A 16,159-nucleotide genomic window follows, 5' to 3' on the forward strand; every position below is an offset into this window, starting at 1 on the left:
CTCCGGCCCTCCAGCGCCGTGGGGTCCACCCGCGCCCTGCGGTCCTGCGCCCTGCGGCCCACCGGGGCCCTGGGGTCCTCCGGCGCCCTGCTGCCCGCCTCTGCCTTGTCCGGGGCGGCCGCCCTGCGGCGAGGAGCCCGCGCCCGGTGCGCCGGGACCTCGCGGGGCGTTCCCGGGCGCTTGGGAGGAGAACTGCTGCTGCCCCTGCCCGCCTGCGGTGCTCTGCTGCACAGTGGGCGCGCTCGACTCCCACATCGGCCCCTGAGCCCCCGACCCCGGCCGCTGCCCAGGCCCGCCGGCTCCCTGCGGCCCTGATCCGCCAGGCCCGCCAGGTCCCTGTGGCCCCGATCCGCCGGGCCCGCCAGGTGCCTGCGCTCCCGGCCTACCAGATCTCTGCAGTCCCGGTGTATCCGGTCCGCCGGCTCCCTGTGGCCCCGATCCGCCGGGCCCGCCAGGAGCCTGCGCTCCCGGCCCACCCGATCTCTGCGGCCCCGGTGCACCCGGTCCGCCGGCTCCCTGCGGTCCTGAGCCGCCGGATCTCTGTGGCCCAGGTCCGCCTGGCCCCTGTGGCCCGGATCCGCCTGGTCCGCCGTGTCCCTGGGGACCGAATCCCGGGCCGCCAGGACCGGCGGCGCCGTGGACGCCGGGCCCGCCGTGTCCAGCAGGCGCGGGTCCGCGGGATCCGCGAGGGCCTGGTCCGGCGGGGACCTGGCCGGCAGGGCCTTGGTCGCCGGGTCCTGCGGGGTCTTGGGGGGTGGCGAACGGGTCGGGCAAAGCGGCCTCCTGCGCCATAAGAGACTCGGCCGTGAGCACCGGCATCTCGCTCGTCGGGGTGTCGGCGACCATGCGTAGCAGGGTCTCCGCCTTGGCAGCGCCGAGTCGCTGCCGGTAGTCCTTGTTCAGCAGCCCGTTGAGCACCGGCCGCAACTGGCCCGCCTGCGTGGGCGGGTCGGCGCTCTCGGTGAGCAACGCCGCCAGCGTCTCCGCGATCGTGGACCGCTCGTACGCGGGCCGTCCCTCGACGGCGAAGTAGAGCGTGGCCCCGAGCGACCAGATGTCGGACTCGGGCCCGGTGTATTCGCCTCTGGCCCGTTCGGGGGCGGTGTAGCCGGGTGACCCGATCACCATGCCCGTCTTGGTGAGCCGGGAGTCGCCCTCCGCCTTGGCGATGCCGAAGTCGGTCAGCACCACCCGGCCGCCCTCGGTGATGAGCACGTTGCCCGGCTTGACGTCACGGTGGGTGATGCCCTGGGCGTGCGCGGCCCGCAGGGCGCCGAGCAGGTCGACGCCGATCTCGGCCACGAGACGCGGCGGCAGCGGCCCCTCCTCCTCGATCACCTGCTCGAGTGAGCGGGCCTCGATGAGCTCCATGATGATCCATGGACTGTCGTCCTGGATCAGTACGTCGTGGATGGAGGCGACGGACGGGTGGTTGATCCGCGAGGCGACACGGCCTTCGCGCACCATGCGTTCGCGCAGCTCGGCCCGCTGTTCCTCGGTGAGGCCGGGGTCCTGGCGGATTTCCTTGACCGCCACCTCGCGCCCGAGCGCGCGGTCGCGGGCGCGCCACACGGTGCCCATGGTGCCCCGGCCGAGCGGGGCGATGAGCTGGTAGCGCTCCGCGAGCAGGCGTGTCTGCTGTTCCGGCATGAGAAGAAGATATCGATTCTCGCTTGGGAAGTGCTTTACCCTCGCTTGCGAAGTTCTCTTGGCCAGAACCGCCGAGGAAGGCACAACTTTATCACCGTCGCTTTGAAACGGGCATAAGCGGACGGAGCTGGCCGCGTGTCAACACGCTTCCTGTGTACGCCCTCACCGGCTTTGCGTTCGAGTCTGGGCGCCGGCACGGTGAGCTCCGCCGCCGTGGCCTCGGCCCTGTGCAGCCCGCGATGCGCGGGCCTGCGTGTGAAAGACGGCGGCCCGATCGTCGTCGTCGGGCGTACGGTCTTGCGCGGGGTCAGCGGCTCCTCCGCCGAGCCGCCCGCGGCCACCCTGGCCAGCATCAGCGAGGCGCGTACTGAGTCGAGCCTGGTCTGCGGGTCGATCCTGAGCAGCGCGTCGAGCACGGGCGCCAGCGGCCCCGCCTTGGTCATCGGGATCGGCTCGCCGCTGCTCAGGGCCGCGAGCGCGGCGGCGGCCGTACGGCGACCGTGCAGGCCCCGGCCCTCGACGGCGGTGTAGAGGGTCGCGCCGAGCGACCACAGATCGCCGGCGGGACTGGCCTTGGAGCCGAGCACCCGCTCGGGGGCGATGTAGCCGGCGGACCCCAGAACGATGCCCGCCTGGGTGATGGAAACGTCACCTTCCAGTGCGGCCAGGCCGAAGTCGGTGAGCACCGCGCGGTCCTCGGTCACCAGCACGTTGCTGGGCTTGACGTCGCGGTGCAGGATGCCCTTCGCGTGCACCGCGCGGAGCGCCCCGAGGATCTGCCTGCCGATCTCGGCTGCCCTGCGCGGGTGGAGCGGTCCCTGATCCTGGATGAGCTGTTCAAGGGACTTGGCCCGGAGGAGCTCCATCACGATCCACGGCCGGTCGTCCTCGGTGACCACGTCGAACACGGTGATGACCGAGGGATGCGCGACCATCGCGGTCGCCCTGCCCTCGCGCTCTGTGCGTGCGCACAACTCGGCGCGCAGCTCCTCGTCGAGCACGGTGGGCAGGCGCACTTCCTTGACCGCCACGTCCCGGTCGAGCAGCTCGTCATGCGCCCGCCAAACGGTGCCCATGCCGCCACGTCCAACCGGCTCCATGAGCCGATAGCGCGCGGCGAGTAGGTAACCGGAGGGCGCACGCATGCCTGGCAGCTTACCTATTTGTGTAAACCGACCAGTAGAGGCGCGGCCGATAAAATGTTGCGATCTTAAGTCAACCCGCCTGACTCGTCGCGTCAGCATACCTGCGGTGCCACATCGGGCCCCGGAGTTTCGACGCTGGTCCAGCCTGACACCCGCGATACTGATCATCCTACGCCTGCTCCCAGGCGCCGGAGACAAGCGCCGGAGACAAGCGCCGGAGACAAGCGCCGGAGACAAGCGGCGGCGGCGTCCCCAGGCGGTCGCCGCCGCCGGGCGACGGGAGGGTGCGGCACGTGACCGAGTGGCGCTCCGCGTGGTCTCCTCTTCGCAAGGTGCGAGGGTTGGTTTGGTCTCCCCTTGCTCGCCGCTTTCCCTGCTGCCGACGCCCGCCTCCCACGCGGCTTTCTTGAGTGCGTTGCCGCAGCTCGAACGGGGTGTGTGTCGATCGGCACACCCACGTCGCGGATAAATGTGCATGATGCCAGGTAGGGGACTTTCATGCGTACGGCAGGCTGACTGACAGGAATCACGGCACCGCTGTCAGCGAGTTGTAAGAGTGCCGTAAGGGGGCGGGGGCAAGCTAAGGCCATGAGAGAAGGCGATCACTTCCGACTCCCGGACCGGCCGGGAACTGTCGGTGGCGATGGTCAGACTGGGTGTACGCCGAGGTTCCACCACTGACGACAGACCATTGAAGGACGTGAAGAAGATGCGCCAGACACAGGTTCGCCGCAGGCCCAAGAAGTCGCCGAGATCCGCGCTGGACCTTCGCACGCCGTCGGGGCGACAGTTGCCCTTTTGAAAGCCAGGAATCAGGAGCGCCATCTGAGAGGTGCGCGATGTGCAGTCACTACCCCGCTTGCCCGAGTGCCGACTCGCTCGATCGTGAGGCGTCGCACGTGATCGCCTCCCACCCTGATCAGGGCTGGAGCCTTCTCTGCAACGGCGTCGTGCTGTTCGATGACACCGGTCTGCTGCTGCCCGACGGCAGGGTCGTCGCGCCGCACCGGGCGGTGGTCGCCGCCTGACGCCCCCGGGGCAGCCCGGGGCCCCGTGACATCCCCCTGGTCACGGGACCAGGATCGCGGCGGCCGGCCGATTCGCGGGGGCCGTGACGATGCCCGGCCCACCCGATTCGCGGGAGGCTGTGACGATGCCCGGCCCACCCGATGAGGCAGGCCGCGCACCCGGTGGATCAGCGGCGGCCGATGGTGAGCACCGGCCCGGTGCGATCGGTGAAGAAGTCGTCGCCCTTGTCGTCCACGACGATGAACGCGGGGAAGTCGACCACCTCGATCTTCCAGACCGCCTCCATCCCGAGCTCGGGATATTCCAGCACCTCCACCTTCTTGATGCAGTCCTGGGCGAGCCGCGCCGCGGGACCGCCGATGGAGCCCAGGTAGAAGCCGCCGTGCTCCTGGCACGCCTCGGTCACCTGCTTCGACCTGTTGCCCTTGGCCAGCATCACCATCGAGCCGCCCGCCGCCTGGAACCGGCCGACGTAGGAGTCCATCCGCCCGGCGGTGGTGGGCCCGAACGAGCCGGAGGCGTAACCCTCGGGCGTCTTGGCCGGGCCGGCGTAGTAGACCGCGTGGTCCTTGAGGTACTGCGGCATCTCGCCGCCGTTGTCCAGCAGCTCGGCGATCTTCGCGTGCGCGATGTCGCGGGCGACCACGAGCGGCCCGGTGAGGGAGAGCCGCGTCTTGACCGGATATTTCGTCAACTCGGCGAGGATCTCCGGCATGGGGCGGTTGAGGTCGACCGCGATGACGTCGTCCGACAGGTGCTCGTCGGTCGTCTCCGGCAGGAAGCGGGCCGGGTCGGTCTCCAGCTTCTCCAGGAACACGCCCTCCGGCGTGATCTTCGCCAGCGCCTGCCGGTCGGCCGAGCAGGAGACCGCGATGGCCACCGGGCAGGAGGCGCCGTGCCTCGGCAGGCGGATGACGCGTACGTCGTGGCAGAAGTATTTCCCGCCGAACTGCGCGCCGATGCCCAGCTTCTGCGTCAGCTCGAAGACCTTGGCCTCCATCTCCAGGTCCCTGAACCCGTGCCCGGACGGCGATCCCTCGGTGGGGATCGAGTCGAGGTAGCGGGCGCTGGCGTACTTGGCGGTCTTGAGTGCGTACTCGGCGGAGGTGCCGCCGACGACGACGGCCAGGTGGTACGGCGGGCAGGCCGCGGTGCCCAGCGACCGGATCTTCTCCTCCAGGAAGGCCATCATGCGCTTCTCGTTGAGCACGGCCTTGGTCTCCTGGTAGAGGAACGACTTGTTGGCCGAACCGCCGCCCTTGGCCATGAACAGCAGTTTGTACTCGTCCGGGTGGCCGTGCGGGTCCTCGGCGTAGAGCTCGATCTGGGCGGGCAGGTTGTCGCCGGTGTTCTTCTCGTCCCACATGGTCAGCGGGGCCATCTGCGAGTAGCGCAGGTTGAGCCGGGTGTAGGCGTCGTAGACGCCGCGGGAGACGTGCTCGGCGTCGCGCCCGTCGGTCAGCACGTGGCGGCCGCGCTTGCCCATGACGATCGCGGTGCCGGTGTCCTGGCACATGGGTAGCACGCCGCCGGCCGAGATGGAGGCGTTCTTCAGCAGGTCGAGCGCGACGAACCGGTCGTTGCCGCTGGACTCGGGATCATCGACGATCTTCCTGAGCTGGGCGAGGTGCGAGGGCCGCAGGAAGTGCGAGATGTCGTGGATCGCGGTCTCGGTGAGCAGCCGCAACGCCTCGGGCTCGACCTCGAGGAACGTACGTCCAGCCGCTTCGACCTGCCGCACCCCCTCCGATGTGATCAGCCGGTACTCGGTCTCGTCGGCGCCCAGCGGAAGCAGGTCGGTGTAGTCGAACTCGCCCATGTCCATCCTTTCGGTCCCCGTAGAGATTACGCGCCCTCCTCCGCCCCTCGCGCTGCGATGGCCGTTACCCGCGCGGCCCGCGAGGTGAGCCCGATCAGGATGCCCGTGATCACCAGTCCGGCGCCGAGCAGGTCGTACGCGCTCGGCGTCGCGACCCCCAGCACCATCCCCGTGACGATCGCCCCCACCGGGATGATCCCCGCGAACAACCCGGCGCGACCCGGCCCCAGCTTGGGCAGCGAGGTGTACCACAGGAAGAACGCGATCACCGTCACCACGATCGCCAGATAGCCGAACCCCAGCGCCTCGGCCCAGGTCGGCGTCCTGACCATGCTCGTGCCCTCCTTGAGCAGCCCGACCACCACGAGCATCGGCACGGCCAGCACCGTCGAGTACGTGGACACCCTGATCGCCCCCAGCTTCGGCAGCAGCGGGATGGCCAGCATGGAGAAGCTCACCTCGCCCACGAGTGCGCCCAGCGCCCACAGCAGGCTCGTCAGGTTGCCGCTGCCGAGACCCGTGGCCAGCATCGCCCCCGCCACCACCACGCTCGCCCCGGCGAGCACGCGTGGCGCGGGACGCCCGCCGGCCAGCGCGAGCGCCAGCGGCACCGTGCCCAGGACGGTCCCGACCAGCGCGGGTCCCGACGCGTGGGCCGACTCGACCACGCACACGTTGAAGAACACCAGACCGAGCAGGCTGAGCCCGCACAGGCACAGCCACTCGCGCCGATTCAGCCGGATGAACCGCAGCCCGAGCGCCCTCGTTATGACGAACAGGATGACGGCCGCCACGAGATACCTGACGGCCTGTCCGCCGTATATGGGATAGGTGTCCACGAGGCCCGACACTCCGGCCAGCGTTCCGACGAGGAACATGGCCGAGGCGGCGCCCACGATTCCGCTTCTCATGCGAAGGATGCTAGAGAGACAATGGTTCGTTCAAACAGTCCAATGTCCCGCTGGAAGACAGGACCAATATGGCCGACCTCCACATCCAGATAAATCGCGATAACGGGGGGATAGCCGGTCAGATTGCCTCTGAGCTGCGCGAATCCATCCGAGGCGGTCGGCTCGCTCCCGGCACGCGCCTGCCCGCCACCCGCGACCTCGCGATGGACCTCCAGGTCTCCAGGGGTGTGGTGGTGGAGGCGTACGAACAGCTCGTCGCCGAAGGCTTCCTGGTCTCGCGGGTGGGCGTCGGCACCCAGGTGACCCCGAAGAACTCTCCCGTGCCCGCGCGCCGCCCGAGGGCCGCCGCGCCTTCCCGTGCCAAGCCGGTACGCCGGCCGCCGAGCGACCGCCCTTACTACGGGCATCGCCCCACCTCCCCTGATCTCGGCCACTTCCCCAGAGAGCGCTGGCTGGCGGCCGTACGGCACGTGCTGACCAGCATGCCCTCGGACGCCCTGGACTACGCGGACCCCGGCGGGGTCTCTGAGCTGCGCGAAGAGCTGGCCGGCTACCTCAGGAGGGTCAGGGCGGCGGACGTGCGCCCGGAGAACCTGATCATCGTCGGCGGCGTGGCCCAGGGCCTCAGCCTGGTCCTGCACGTCCTGGGCCGGCACCGCCCGGTACGGCTGGCCGTGGAGGACCCGACGAGTCACCGCCAGGTCCCCCTGCTCAGGCGGGCGGGCGCGCAGCTGGTCTGGGTGCCGGTGGACGAGCAGGGGCTGGACGTACGCCGGCTGAGCGGCGATGCCGTGCTGGTCACTCCGGCCCACCAGTTCCCGACCGGGGTGGTGCTGTCGCCGTCGCGGCGGGCCGCGCTGATGGAGTGGGCGGGCGCGGGCAACCGGACCATTCTGGAGGACGACTATGACGCCGAGTTCCGCTACGACCGCGACCCCGTCGGCTGCCTCCAGGGGCTGGCGCCGGACCGCGTGGTCCTCTCCGGCAGCGTCAGCAAGGCCCTGGCGCCCGGCCTGCGCCTGGGCTGGGTGGCGGCGCCTCCGGCGATGGCCGAGGCGATCCGCCGGGCCAGGGGCGAGCTGGACCTGGGCTCGCCGGTCATCGAGCAGCACGCGCTGGCCCACTTCCTGCGTACCGGCGGCTACGACAAGCACCTGCGCCGGATGCGCAGGGAATACCGCCGCCGCCGGGACGCCCTGGTGCTCGCGCTGGCGGAGGAGCTGCCGAAGGTCCAGGTCAAGGGCATCGAGGCGGGCCTGCACGTGTACCTGGAGCTGCCCGACGGCTGGGACGAGCACGAGACGGTGCGCGTGGCGGCCGGCCTCGGCATCTCCGCCGAGCCTGTGAGCCCCATGCGTGAGTCCCAAGGCCCGCCGGCCATCGTCGTCGGCTTCGCCCGCTTGCCCGCCCACAAGGCCGCGGAGGCCGTACGAGGCTTAAAGGTCAGCATGTCAGGTCAAAAAGATTAGAAGGACATCGGAGTTGCCATGCGTGTGGGACTGCTTGGTTTGGGCCGGATAGGGGCTTTTCATGCCGCCACCCTGGCGGCGCATCCGCTGGTGGACGAGCTGATCGTGGCCGATCCCGTACGTGCGTCGCCGTACGGCAGGACGGGGGACCCGTTCGAGTCCGACGCCGTGGTGATCGCCACGCCGACCGCCACGCACGCCGAGCTGATCGTGCGGGCGTGCGAAAGGGGCATCCCGGCCTTCTGCGAGAAGCCGGTCGCGGGCACGGTGGCGGAAACCGTCAAGGTGCTGGAGGCGGCCGGGGGATGCCGGGTGCAGATCGGGTTCCAGCGCAGGTTCGACCCCGGTTACGTGGCCGCGGCCATGGCGCTGCGGGGCGGCGAACTGGGGGAGTTGCACCGCGTCCACATGGTCACGGCTGATCCGGTGCCGCCGCCGGCCGAGTACATCGCCTCCTCGGGCGGCATCTTCCGCGACTGCCACATCCACGACTTCGACATCCTGCGCTGGGTGACCGGCCGCGAGGTGGTGTCGGTGTACGCGGCGGGGGCCAACCGCGGAGCCGCGTTCTTCCGCGCGGCGGGCGACGTGGACACCAGCGCCGCGCTGCTCACGCTCGACGACGGCACGCTGGCCACCCTGCAGGGCTCCCGCTACAACGGCGGGGGTTACGACGTGCGGATGGAGCTGGCGGGCAGCAGGCGCACCCAGGTGGCCGGGCTGGGCCCCCGCGCCCCCCTCCACACGGTCGAGGACCTGCCGAGCGCGGAGGAGCCATGGCCGGACTTCGTCACCCGGTTCGCTGACGCGTACCGCGCCGAGATCGACGCATTCCTGGCGAGCGACGTGAGCCTGTGCACGATCGAGGACGCGCTGGAGGCCCTCTACGTGGCCGAGGCCGCGGACCTGTCGCTGCGCGAGGGGCGCGCCGTCGAGGTCGCGGAGGTCAGGCGGTGAAGCCCTGCCGGGACGGGGCGCCGGCGATCGGCTTCGGCTGGAAACCCGGGGCGAGCACGATGATGACGGCGGCCAGCACCAGCGGCGCGGCGAACGCCACCCGCATGTCCGCCACGTCCGCGATGCCGCCCACCAGGGCCGCGCCGACGATGAAGCCGACGTAGTTGAAGAGGTTCACCCTGGCGATGGCCACGCCGGTCCCGGCCGGGTCCAGCCGGCCCGCCGCCGAGAACGACTGCGGCGCCACCACCGCCAGGCCCACCCCCGTGAGCCCGAACGCGACGATGCCCAGCGGCTGGTTCGGGGCCAGCACGATGCCGAGGAACCCCAGTGTGGCCAGCACGCCGCCGATCCTGACGATGGCGGCGGCACCGTAACGCCTGACGGCGAGGTCGCCGCCGAGCCGGACGGCCAGCGTGGTCGCCTGGTACGCCACGTAGGCCAGCGGAACGACCCTGGGGCTCGCTTCGAGCACGTCCTTCATGAACACGGTGTTGAAGTTGGACACGGCCGCGTCGCCGACGTACAGGAAGGCCATGGCCAGGCAGAGCGGGACGATCGGCCGCCACGGGAACCGGCCTGCGGCGGTTGCGGCGGTGCTCTCGACCTGCTCCTCCTCGGTCGTGCACAGGTCGCGCCCGGCGTAGAGCGAGCCCGCCACCGCGAACACCATGGGGATCGCCATGACGAGCGGCAGCGGGAGTTCGGCGGCGAAGGACGCCCAGATCGCCGCGGCCATGCCGAACACGCTCCACACGCAGTGGAACCCGTTCAGTACCTGTGTGCCGTACCTGCGCTCGACCGCGACGCCCTGCATGTTCATGCCCGCGTCGACCGCCCCGACCGCCACCCCGAACAGCAGCAGCACCGGTACGAGCAGCGGCACGCCGGGCGCCAGGCCGGTGAGCACGACGGCGGCGGCCACCGCCGGCTGGGCCACGCGCAGCAGGAGCCTGCTGCCGAACCTGGCGGCGAACGCGCCCGCCGCCACGCTGCCGACGCCCGCGAACACGGGCACGATCAGCAGCAACACCGTCAGCGTGCCCTCGTCGAGCCCGTGCCTGGCCTGGAGGTTCGCGACCTGGATGAGCAGCGTGGCGAAGGAGAGACCCTGCACGGCGTAGACGACGTACGTGGCTGTGCGGGCCTGGCGATCACGCGTGGACGGCACGGTGGCCTCCTGATCGGGGGGAAATCAAACGTGAGGCTGGGTCAGGTTAGCCGCAGCCGTATCCCCCGCGCCAGCACGAGATCGCCCCTATTGGGCGCCTACCTCGCCCGGTTGCCGCAAGGCGCCTTCCGCGCCGACCTCTGCGCCGACCTCCGCGCCGACCTCCAAGGCTTTCTCTGAGCCGTTCTTCGCGCCGTTCTGCGGGGCGCCGAGGCGCTTGGCCGCGCCCCACACGCCCAACGCCAGCAGCGCGGCCACCTCCGTGACCGCCAGGCCGCGCTCCACCAGCCCGAGCGGCATGACCCGCCACCACGGCAACCCGTCCGCCGCCCCGATCATCATCACCGCGCCGATGCCCACGACCCACAACACGGAGCAGATCCCGAACCCGAACGCCGCCAGCGTGGCCGGGGACCGCTCGCGGCGCCGCCACGGCCGGGCGATGACCACGGCAGCCAGCGGCAGGCAGAGGAAGGCGATGAGGCTGCCCGCCCGGTGGATGCTCCCGCTCAGGCTCGGCCCGACCGACCAGTCGTGCTTCTCGAACCAGGCCGTGACGAACAGACCCACGCTCCACCCCATGAGCGCCAGCGTGCCGAAGACCCCGGCCAGCCTCTTACGCGCCAGCGACACCGCGATCGCCACAGAACCGGCCGCCAGCAGTCCCACCGCCAGACCGAAGATCCAGCCGTCCGGGCCGAGGCCGTGCTCGCTGATGGTCCGCCTGAGCGGGTTCGTCTCTTCGAGGCTCGCCAGATCCAGGGCGAGGATCACCGCGGCGCCCGCGCCCGCGGCGCCGAGACCCCATCGTGCCGGTTGATGCACGCGCACCTCCCTTTGCCGGATCAACGGAGAGAAGCGCGCGGAGATTCCGGAAGAACACGGGGTTTCAGGCCGGCGCGCCGCCGGGTCGTCGCTCCAGGTGCCGGCTGCTCAACCGCCACGCCGAGGTGAATGAGGACCTGGCCGAGGGGATCGGCGGTCTGCTGGCGCGAATCCGCTGAGCGGGGTCGATTCCGGACGAGCGAATGTGACGTCCGCCGGATATCGTCAGATGTGTGAACGAACGCGCGGGATCGTGGTTGCCGAAGCTGCAGGAAGTCGGAGAGCGGCTGGCAGGGGAATGGGTGGCTGCCCGCCGGCCCCAGACCCCGGGCGACACGCCCCAGCCGCACGAGCTCCGCGCGTCCGACGCCGACCGCGAGCGCATCGCGCAGGTGCTCCAGGACGCCCACGCCGACGGCCGGATCACCCTGGAGGAGCTGGAGGAGCGGCTCGGCGTCCTCTACGCCGCCCGCACCCTGGGTGAGCTGGTCCAGCTCACCGCCGACCTGCTGCCCGCCGACGAGCAGCCGCTCAATCTCGACGACCGGCCGGTGTCGGCCATCTTCAAGAAGGAGGAGCGCGGCGGGCGCTGGGTCGTGCCGGCCGAGCTCGGGGTGACGGCCATGTTCGGCACCACCAAGCTCGACTTCCGCGACGCGATCCTGCAGAACCGGCAGATCATCATCAACGCCACCCTCGTCTTCGGCGGACTGGAGATCCACGTCCCCGAGGGGGTCGAGGTGATCAGGGTCGCCAAGGACAAGACGGTCCGCCTGACCAAGCAGCCGACCGAGCCGGGCGGCCCCGTGGTCGAGGTCCGCACCACGAACTTCGCCGGCGAGGTCAAGGTCAAGGAACCGCCCCGCCGCAAGCGCCGCCGCTGAGGGCGCTCATCACCCCGCGGTGTCGAAATTGATCGCGCTGTACGCCCGCAGCTTCCAGAGCTGATGCTCGCTCTCGATCTTACGGATCGTCCCGGACCTGCCGCGCATCACCAGCGACTCCGTCACCGCCGAGCCCGCCCTGAACCTGACGCCCTGCATGAGCTCGCCGTGCGTGATGCCGGTCGCCGCGAAGAACACGTCGTCGGAGCTGACCAGGTCGTTGGTGGTGAGCACCTGGCCGAGGTCGTGGCCGGCGTCGACGGCCTTGCCGCGCTCGGCGTCGTCACGTGGCCACAACCTGCCCTGGATCACGCCGCCCAGGCACTTGAGCGCGCACGCGGCCACGATGCCCTCGGGGGTGCCGCCGATGCCGAGCATCAGGTCGATGCCCGTGCCCGCGCGGGCCGCCATGATGGCGCCGGCCACGTCGCCGTCCGTGATGAACTTGATCCGCGCCCCCGTCTCCCTGATCTCCTTGACCAGCCGCTCGTGCCTGGGCCGGTCGAGCACCACCACGGTCACGTCGGACGGCGAGCAGTGCTTGGCCCTGGCCACGGCGTTGACGTTGACGGCCACGGGGGCCTCGATGTCGACGACGTCGGCCGCCTCCGCGCCGGTCACCAGCTTCTCCATGTAGAACACGGCCGACGGGTCGTACATCGAGCCGCGCTCGCTCACCGCGATCACCGACACCGCGTCCGGCATGCCCAGCGCGGTCAGCCGGGTGCCGTCGATGGGGTCCACGGCCACGTCGCAGTCGGGGCCGCCGCCGTCGCCCACGTGCTCGCCGTTGTACAACATCGGGGCGTGATCCTTCTCGCCCTCGCCGATGACCACCACGCCGTTCATCGAGACCGTGTTGATCAGCTGGCGCATGGCGTTCACGGCCGCGCCGTCGGCGCCGTTCTTGTCGCCCCGGCCGACCCACCGCGCCGCCGCCATCGCGGCCGCCTCCGTGACCCGGACGAGCTCCATCGCCAGGTTCCGATCAGGGGCGTGCTCGCCGGTGGCGAGCGCGGCCGGTACCGATGTCTGCTCTGACATGAGTGGCCTCCTCGTGGACAACTACGTCGATCGTAGTTGTCCCTCTATTCCCGGTCGGAGGCGGATAACCTGTCCGGCACCGGCTTACTCCTGTGCCCGGGATGACCGCTTCATCATGTTCGTCGCATTCATCGCGTTCAGCGGGGCGGGGACGGTCGAACGCCGCATCTGTAAGCTTCGACGTGGCTGCTCTTGCCTGACGGAGAACGGAGTTCGCGCCCTGCCTCGTGCGGCATGGCCTTCGTCGGGGAGCATGGCCAGGGAGCATGGCGCCCCGCCGTGGAGGAGATCGAATGAGCGATGTGGAACACGTGGTGACGCAGTCGCGCACGTCCGAACGGGGCGCGGCCACGCGGAGCTCGCTCCTCGCCGCGGCCAGAGAGGTGTTCGTCTCCAAGGGCTTCGCGGAGGCGGGCGTCACCGACGTGGTGGCCAGGGCCGAGGCGAGCGTGGGCAGCCTGTACCACCACTTCTCGGGCAAGGCCGACCTCTACTTCACGCTGTTCGAGGAGTTCCAGGCCCGGCAGTCGCACCGGACCAAGCAGGCCGCCCGCGCGGCCCGAGCGGACGGCGAGAGCGACCCCATGCGCGTGTTCGTGGCCGCCGCCCGCGCCTATCTCGACGGCTGCCTGGAGGATCGCGAGCTGGCCGCGCTGTTCCTGCGCGGCGACGGGCCGCCCGGCTTCGACGTGGTCATGCGCGACCGGCTGCGCAAGTGGGCCCAGCTCAACGCGGCGCTGTTCGAGGACGAGCCCGCGCTGGTCGTGGTGATCACCGGCGCGCTCGCCGCGGCCGTATCCGAGGTGGTGCTCTCCGGGGAGCGCGCCCTGGCCGAGGATGTGCTCGCCATCATCGGGCGAATCCGCCCGGTCACTTCGGCGACCGCCGCCTCCAGCGGGTAATCTCGCCAGGTGTGCGACGGTTCACCCAAGGTTTCTACGGCTACGCGGTAGCCCTCTTCGTCTGCCTCGCGGGGGCCGGCCTGTTCCTGCTCGTCACGCCGCAGAGCCGGGAGCAGCACGTCCCGCGCCTCGAATACTCGATCACCGTCGCCAACTTCGGCCACGAGGTCCCCTACGGGGTCTGGGCGCCGCAGCGGGACCCGTCCGGCTGGGTGCCCAACAGCAACAGGATCGCCCAGGGCGAGAGCGGGGCCCGCGTCCTCTACCTCGGCTACGCCACGGCCAACAAGCAGCACGCGATGTTCGTGCAGAGCGACGAGCAGCCGGCGGCCGCGTTCGCCAGCCGGATGGCCAACACCGACAAGGCCGTCGGCACCCAGCAGATCGGCGGGGTGGCCTGGGAGCAGCGCTACCGCGAGGACAAGAACCAGCGTTCCCTCGTACGCGTCCTGCCCGAGGTGACGCTGGTGATCACCGGCACGGCCGACTGGCCGGAGCTCGCCGAGCTGGCCGCGCTCCTGCACCAGCGCGCCAAGGGCTAGGGTTAAGGCTGTGGCAGAGGAGAAGGCGCCTTCGTACGAGCAGGCCCGCGAGGAGCTGACCGAGGTGGTGCGCCGCCTGGAGACGGGCGGACTCACCCTGGAGCAGTCGATCGAGCTCTGGGAGCGCGGTGAGAAGCTGGCGGCCGTCTGCGAGGAGTGGCTGCAGGGGGCCAGGGTCAAGCTCGCCGCCGCCATGGCCCGCCGCTCCGACCCCTCATCCACCCGCGCCGACGACGCCCCGTTCTGACAGCACCCCTGCCCATATGACAGCGCACAGACGCGCGTGTCGGCACCCCGGCCCGGCGCGCCGACACGTATGACCGTGTGCTCGCCTGACGCGCTGACGCGTTTGACGACGCGCTCGCCTGGCGCGTATGTCGGCGTGCCGCCCGGAGTCGCTACGCCTCGTCGGCCCGGACCCGTTATGCCTTGTTGTCCCTCGCCTCGTCATGCCTCGTTGTCGGTGGGGGCTCCGTCCTCGACGCGTACGGCCAGGCGGTCGTCGCTGAGGCGGATCGTCAGCCGGGCGCCGGGGGAGACGTCCTTGGCCAGGCGTACCACGTCGCCCGACGGGTGCTGGACGATGGCGTATCCGCGCTCCAGCGTGGCCGCGGGGGACAGCGCGATCAGGCGGGCCCGCAGGTGGGTGAGGTCGTCCTCGGCCCGGTCGAGCGAGCCGGACAAGGACCGCCTGGCCCGGTCGCGTAGTGCCTCCGCCTGCTCGGCCCTGCGCTCCAGCTCGCGCACCGGATCGGCCAGTGAGGGCCGCGAACGCACCGACGTCAGCCAGGACATCTCACGATCCAGCCAGCCCGTCAGCACCCTGCGCCCCCGGTCGCGGAGCTGGCGCACCAGCGTCAGCTGCTCGCCGACGTCGGGCACGACCTTCTTGGCCGCGTCGGTGGGGGTGGACGCGCGTACGTCGGCCACCAGGTCGAGCAGCGGGCTGTCCTGCTCGTGCCCGATCGCGCTCACGACAGGTGTACGGCACGAGGCCACCGCGCGTACGAGAGTCTCGTCGGAGAACGGCAGCAGGTCCTCCAGCGAGCCGCCGCCACGGGCGACGACGATCACGTCGACCGACGAGTCGGCGTCGAGCCTGCCCAGCGCCTCGGCCACCTCGCCCACCGCGTACGGCCCCTGGACGGCCACTTCCTCGACCTTGAACCGTACGGCGGGCCAGCGCCTGCGCGAGTTCTCCAGCACGTCGCGCTCGGCGGCGGAGTCGCGGCCGCAGATGAGCCCGATCGTGCCCGGCAGGAACGGCAGCCGCCGCTTCCTGTCGGTGTTGAACAGCCCTTCGGCGGCCAGTAGCTGCCTGAGCCGCTCCAGCCTGGCCAGCAGCTCGCCCACGCCCACCGGGCGGATCTCCAGCGCGGTGAAGGCGAACGAGCCTCTGTTGACCCAGAAGTCCGGTTTGACGTGCACCACGACCCTGGCGCCGTCGGTCGGCCGCGGCACGGCCGCCTCGTAGACGCCCCGGGGCGCGGTGACCCTCGCGGACACGTTGGCGACCGGGTCACGCAGGGTCAGGAACACCGTGCCGCCACGCGCACTCAGGTCGGTGATCTGCCCCTCGACCCAGACCGTACCGAGTCTGGCGATCCACCCACCCACCATCTGCAGGACCGTGCGAACCGGCAGGGGAGACTCAGGCGAGGTCTTCTCGGTCATGCAGGAAGCTTATGGGGAAGCCCCACTTCCCCGTTTGGGGACTCGCCCCGCAGGGTGTGATGGAGGTATGCGGTGGCTTGCCCCTGCTGGGGGTCGAGGTGGCGGGGGGTCGAAGTGGCGGGGGCTTGCCCCCGCAG

At 70.8% G+C, this 16,159-nt stretch carries 15 protein-coding genes; 7 read left to right on the forward strand and 8 right to left on the reverse strand.

Annotated features, from left to right (window positions below; all coding sequences use genetic code 11):
* On the reverse strand, window positions 1-1,650 hold a 1,650-nt coding region (locus tag ITP53_RS45460; protein ID WP_195901691.1), incomplete at its 3' end, for a serine/threonine-protein kinase.
* Window positions 1,651-1,685: 35 nt separating this feature from the next.
* Window positions 1,686-2,795, reverse strand: coding sequence for a serine/threonine-protein kinase (locus tag ITP53_RS45465; protein ID WP_195901692.1), 1,110 nt, complete (start codon window positions 2,793-2,795; stop codon window positions 1,686-1,688).
* 839 nt (window positions 2,796-3,634) lie between these two features.
* Between ITP53_RS45465 and ITP53_RS45470 the strand changes: the two genes are divergently transcribed.
* A complete protein-coding gene (locus ITP53_RS45470; RefSeq protein ID WP_195901693.1) occupies window positions 3,635-3,823 on the forward strand; it encodes a DUF5999 family protein in 189 nt (62 codons plus the stop codon).
* Between the two features lie 167 nt (window positions 3,824-3,990).
* On the opposite strand, the gene ITP53_RS45475 is transcribed toward ITP53_RS45470, so the two are convergent.
* Window positions 3,991-5,643 carry a fumarate hydratase gene (locus ITP53_RS45475; protein WP_195901694.1) on the reverse strand — a complete coding sequence of 551 codons (1,653 nt, stop codon included), beginning with the start codon at window positions 5,641-5,643 and terminating at the stop codon, window positions 3,991-3,993.
* A 26-nt stretch (window positions 5,644-5,669) separates the two neighbouring features.
* On the reverse strand, window positions 5,670-6,554 hold the full coding sequence (locus ITP53_RS45480) for a DMT family transporter (RefSeq protein WP_195901695.1): 885 nt from the start codon (window positions 6,552-6,554) through the stop codon (window positions 5,670-5,672).
* 68 nt (window positions 6,555-6,622) lie between these two features.
* Here ITP53_RS45480 and pdxR point away from each other — a divergent pair, with 68 nt between their 5' ends.
* Together pdxR and ITP53_RS45490 are read left to right on the forward strand one after the other, a co-directional pair.
* Window positions 6,623-8,023, forward strand: coding sequence for a MocR-like pyridoxine biosynthesis transcription factor PdxR (pdxR, locus tag ITP53_RS45485; protein ID WP_195901696.1), 1,401 nt, complete (start codon window positions 6,623-6,625; stop codon window positions 8,021-8,023).
* Between the two features lie 18 nt (window positions 8,024-8,041).
* Window positions 8,042-8,980 carry a Gfo/Idh/MocA family protein gene (locus ITP53_RS45490; RefSeq protein ID WP_195901697.1) on the forward strand — a complete coding sequence of 313 codons (939 nt, stop codon included), beginning with the start codon at window positions 8,042-8,044 and terminating at the stop codon, window positions 8,978-8,980.
* On the opposite strand, the gene ITP53_RS60735 is transcribed toward ITP53_RS45490, so the two are convergent.
* Together ITP53_RS60735 and ITP53_RS45500 are read right to left on the reverse strand one after the other, a co-directional pair.
* The gene (locus tag ITP53_RS60735) at window positions 8,970-10,151 is read right to left on the reverse strand and encodes an MFS transporter (protein ID WP_195901698.1); all 1,182 of its coding nucleotides are present in this window, start codon (window positions 10,149-10,151) and stop codon (window positions 8,970-8,972) included. The two genes, ITP53_RS45490 and ITP53_RS60735, sit on opposite strands and share 11 nt — an antisense overlap.
* 87 nt (window positions 10,152-10,238) lie before the next feature.
* The gene (locus tag ITP53_RS45500; protein WP_195901699.1) at window positions 10,239-10,976 is read right to left on the reverse strand and encodes a DUF998 domain-containing protein; all 738 of its coding nucleotides are present in this window, start codon (window positions 10,974-10,976) and stop codon (window positions 10,239-10,241) included.
* Between the two features lie 233 nt (window positions 10,977-11,209).
* On the opposite strand from ITP53_RS45500, the gene ITP53_RS45505 reads away from it, so the two are divergent.
* Window positions 11,210-11,860 carry a DUF1707 SHOCT-like domain-containing protein gene (locus tag ITP53_RS45505; protein ID WP_195901700.1) on the forward strand — a complete coding sequence of 217 codons (651 nt, stop codon included), beginning with the start codon at window positions 11,210-11,212 and terminating at the stop codon, window positions 11,858-11,860.
* A 9-nt stretch (window positions 11,861-11,869) separates the two neighbouring features.
* On the opposite strand, the gene glpX is transcribed toward ITP53_RS45505, so the two are convergent.
* The gene (gene glpX / locus ITP53_RS45510) at window positions 11,870-12,904 is read right to left on the reverse strand and encodes a class II fructose-bisphosphatase (RefSeq protein ID WP_195901701.1); all 1,035 of its coding nucleotides are present in this window, start codon (window positions 12,902-12,904) and stop codon (window positions 11,870-11,872) included.
* A 293-nt stretch (window positions 12,905-13,197) separates the two neighbouring features.
* Here glpX and ITP53_RS45515 point away from each other — a divergent pair, with 293 nt between their 5' ends.
* From ITP53_RS45515 to ITP53_RS45525, 3 genes are read left to right on the forward strand one after another with little or no spacing between them, the layout of a single operon-like run.
* Window positions 13,198-13,806, forward strand: a complete 609-nt coding sequence (locus tag ITP53_RS45515; protein WP_195901702.1) for a TetR/AcrR family transcriptional regulator — start codon at window positions 13,198-13,200, stop codon at window positions 13,804-13,806.
* A gap of 11 nt (window positions 13,807-13,817) precedes the next feature.
* Complete coding sequence (locus ITP53_RS45520; protein WP_195901703.1) at window positions 13,818-14,348, forward strand: DUF4245 domain-containing protein; 531 nt, start codon at window positions 13,818-13,820, stop codon at window positions 14,346-14,348.
* Between the two features lie 10 nt (window positions 14,349-14,358).
* On the forward strand, window positions 14,359-14,595 hold the full coding sequence (locus ITP53_RS45525) for an exodeoxyribonuclease VII small subunit (protein WP_195901704.1): 237 nt from the start codon (window positions 14,359-14,361) through the stop codon (window positions 14,593-14,595).
* Between the two features lie 200 nt (window positions 14,596-14,795).
* Here ITP53_RS45525 and xseA read toward each other — a convergent pair whose 3' ends face one another.
* On the reverse strand, window positions 14,796-16,022 hold the full coding sequence (xseA, locus tag ITP53_RS45530; RefSeq protein ID WP_195901705.1) for an exodeoxyribonuclease VII large subunit: 1,227 nt from the start codon (window positions 16,020-16,022) through the stop codon (window positions 14,796-14,798).
* Window positions 16,023-16,159 lie beyond the last annotated feature (137 nt).

This window comes from Nonomuraea cypriaca, assembly GCF_015645445.1.
Classification (GTDB): Bacteria; Actinomycetota; Actinomycetes; order Streptosporangiales; family Streptosporangiaceae; genus Nonomuraea; species Nonomuraea cypriaca.

Bases quoted from the DNA above. Each gene is read 5' to 3' on its own strand.
- ITP53_RS45465 (WP_195901692.1), bottom strand. From the start codon at position 2,795: ATGCGTGCGCCCTCCGGTTACCTACTCGCCGCGCGCTATCGGCTCATG.
- ITP53_RS45470 (WP_195901693.1), top strand. From the start codon at position 3,635: ATGTGCAGTCACTACCCCGCTTGCCCGAGTGCCGACTCGCTCGATCGT.
- ITP53_RS45475 (WP_195901694.1), bottom strand. From the start codon at position 5,643: ATGGGCGAGTTCGACTACACCGACCTGCTTCCGCTGGGCGCCGACGAG.
- ITP53_RS45480 (WP_195901695.1), bottom strand. From the start codon at position 6,554: ATGAGAAGCGGAATCGTGGGCGCCGCCTCGGCCATGTTCCTCGTCGGA.
- pdxR (WP_195901696.1), top strand. From the start codon at position 6,623: ATGGCCGACCTCCACATCCAGATAAATCGCGATAACGGGGGGATAGCC.
- ITP53_RS45490 (WP_195901697.1), top strand. From the start codon at position 8,042: ATGCGTGTGGGACTGCTTGGTTTGGGCCGGATAGGGGCTTTTCATGCC.
- glpX (WP_195901701.1), bottom strand. From the start codon at position 12,904: ATGTCAGAGCAGACATCGGTACCGGCCGCGCTCGCCACCGGCGAGCAC.
- ITP53_RS45515 (WP_195901702.1), top strand. From the start codon at position 13,198: ATGAGCGATGTGGAACACGTGGTGACGCAGTCGCGCACGTCCGAACGG.
- xseA (WP_195901705.1), bottom strand. From the start codon at position 16,022: ATGACCGAGAAGACCTCGCCTGAGTCTCCCCTGCCGGTTCGCACGGTC.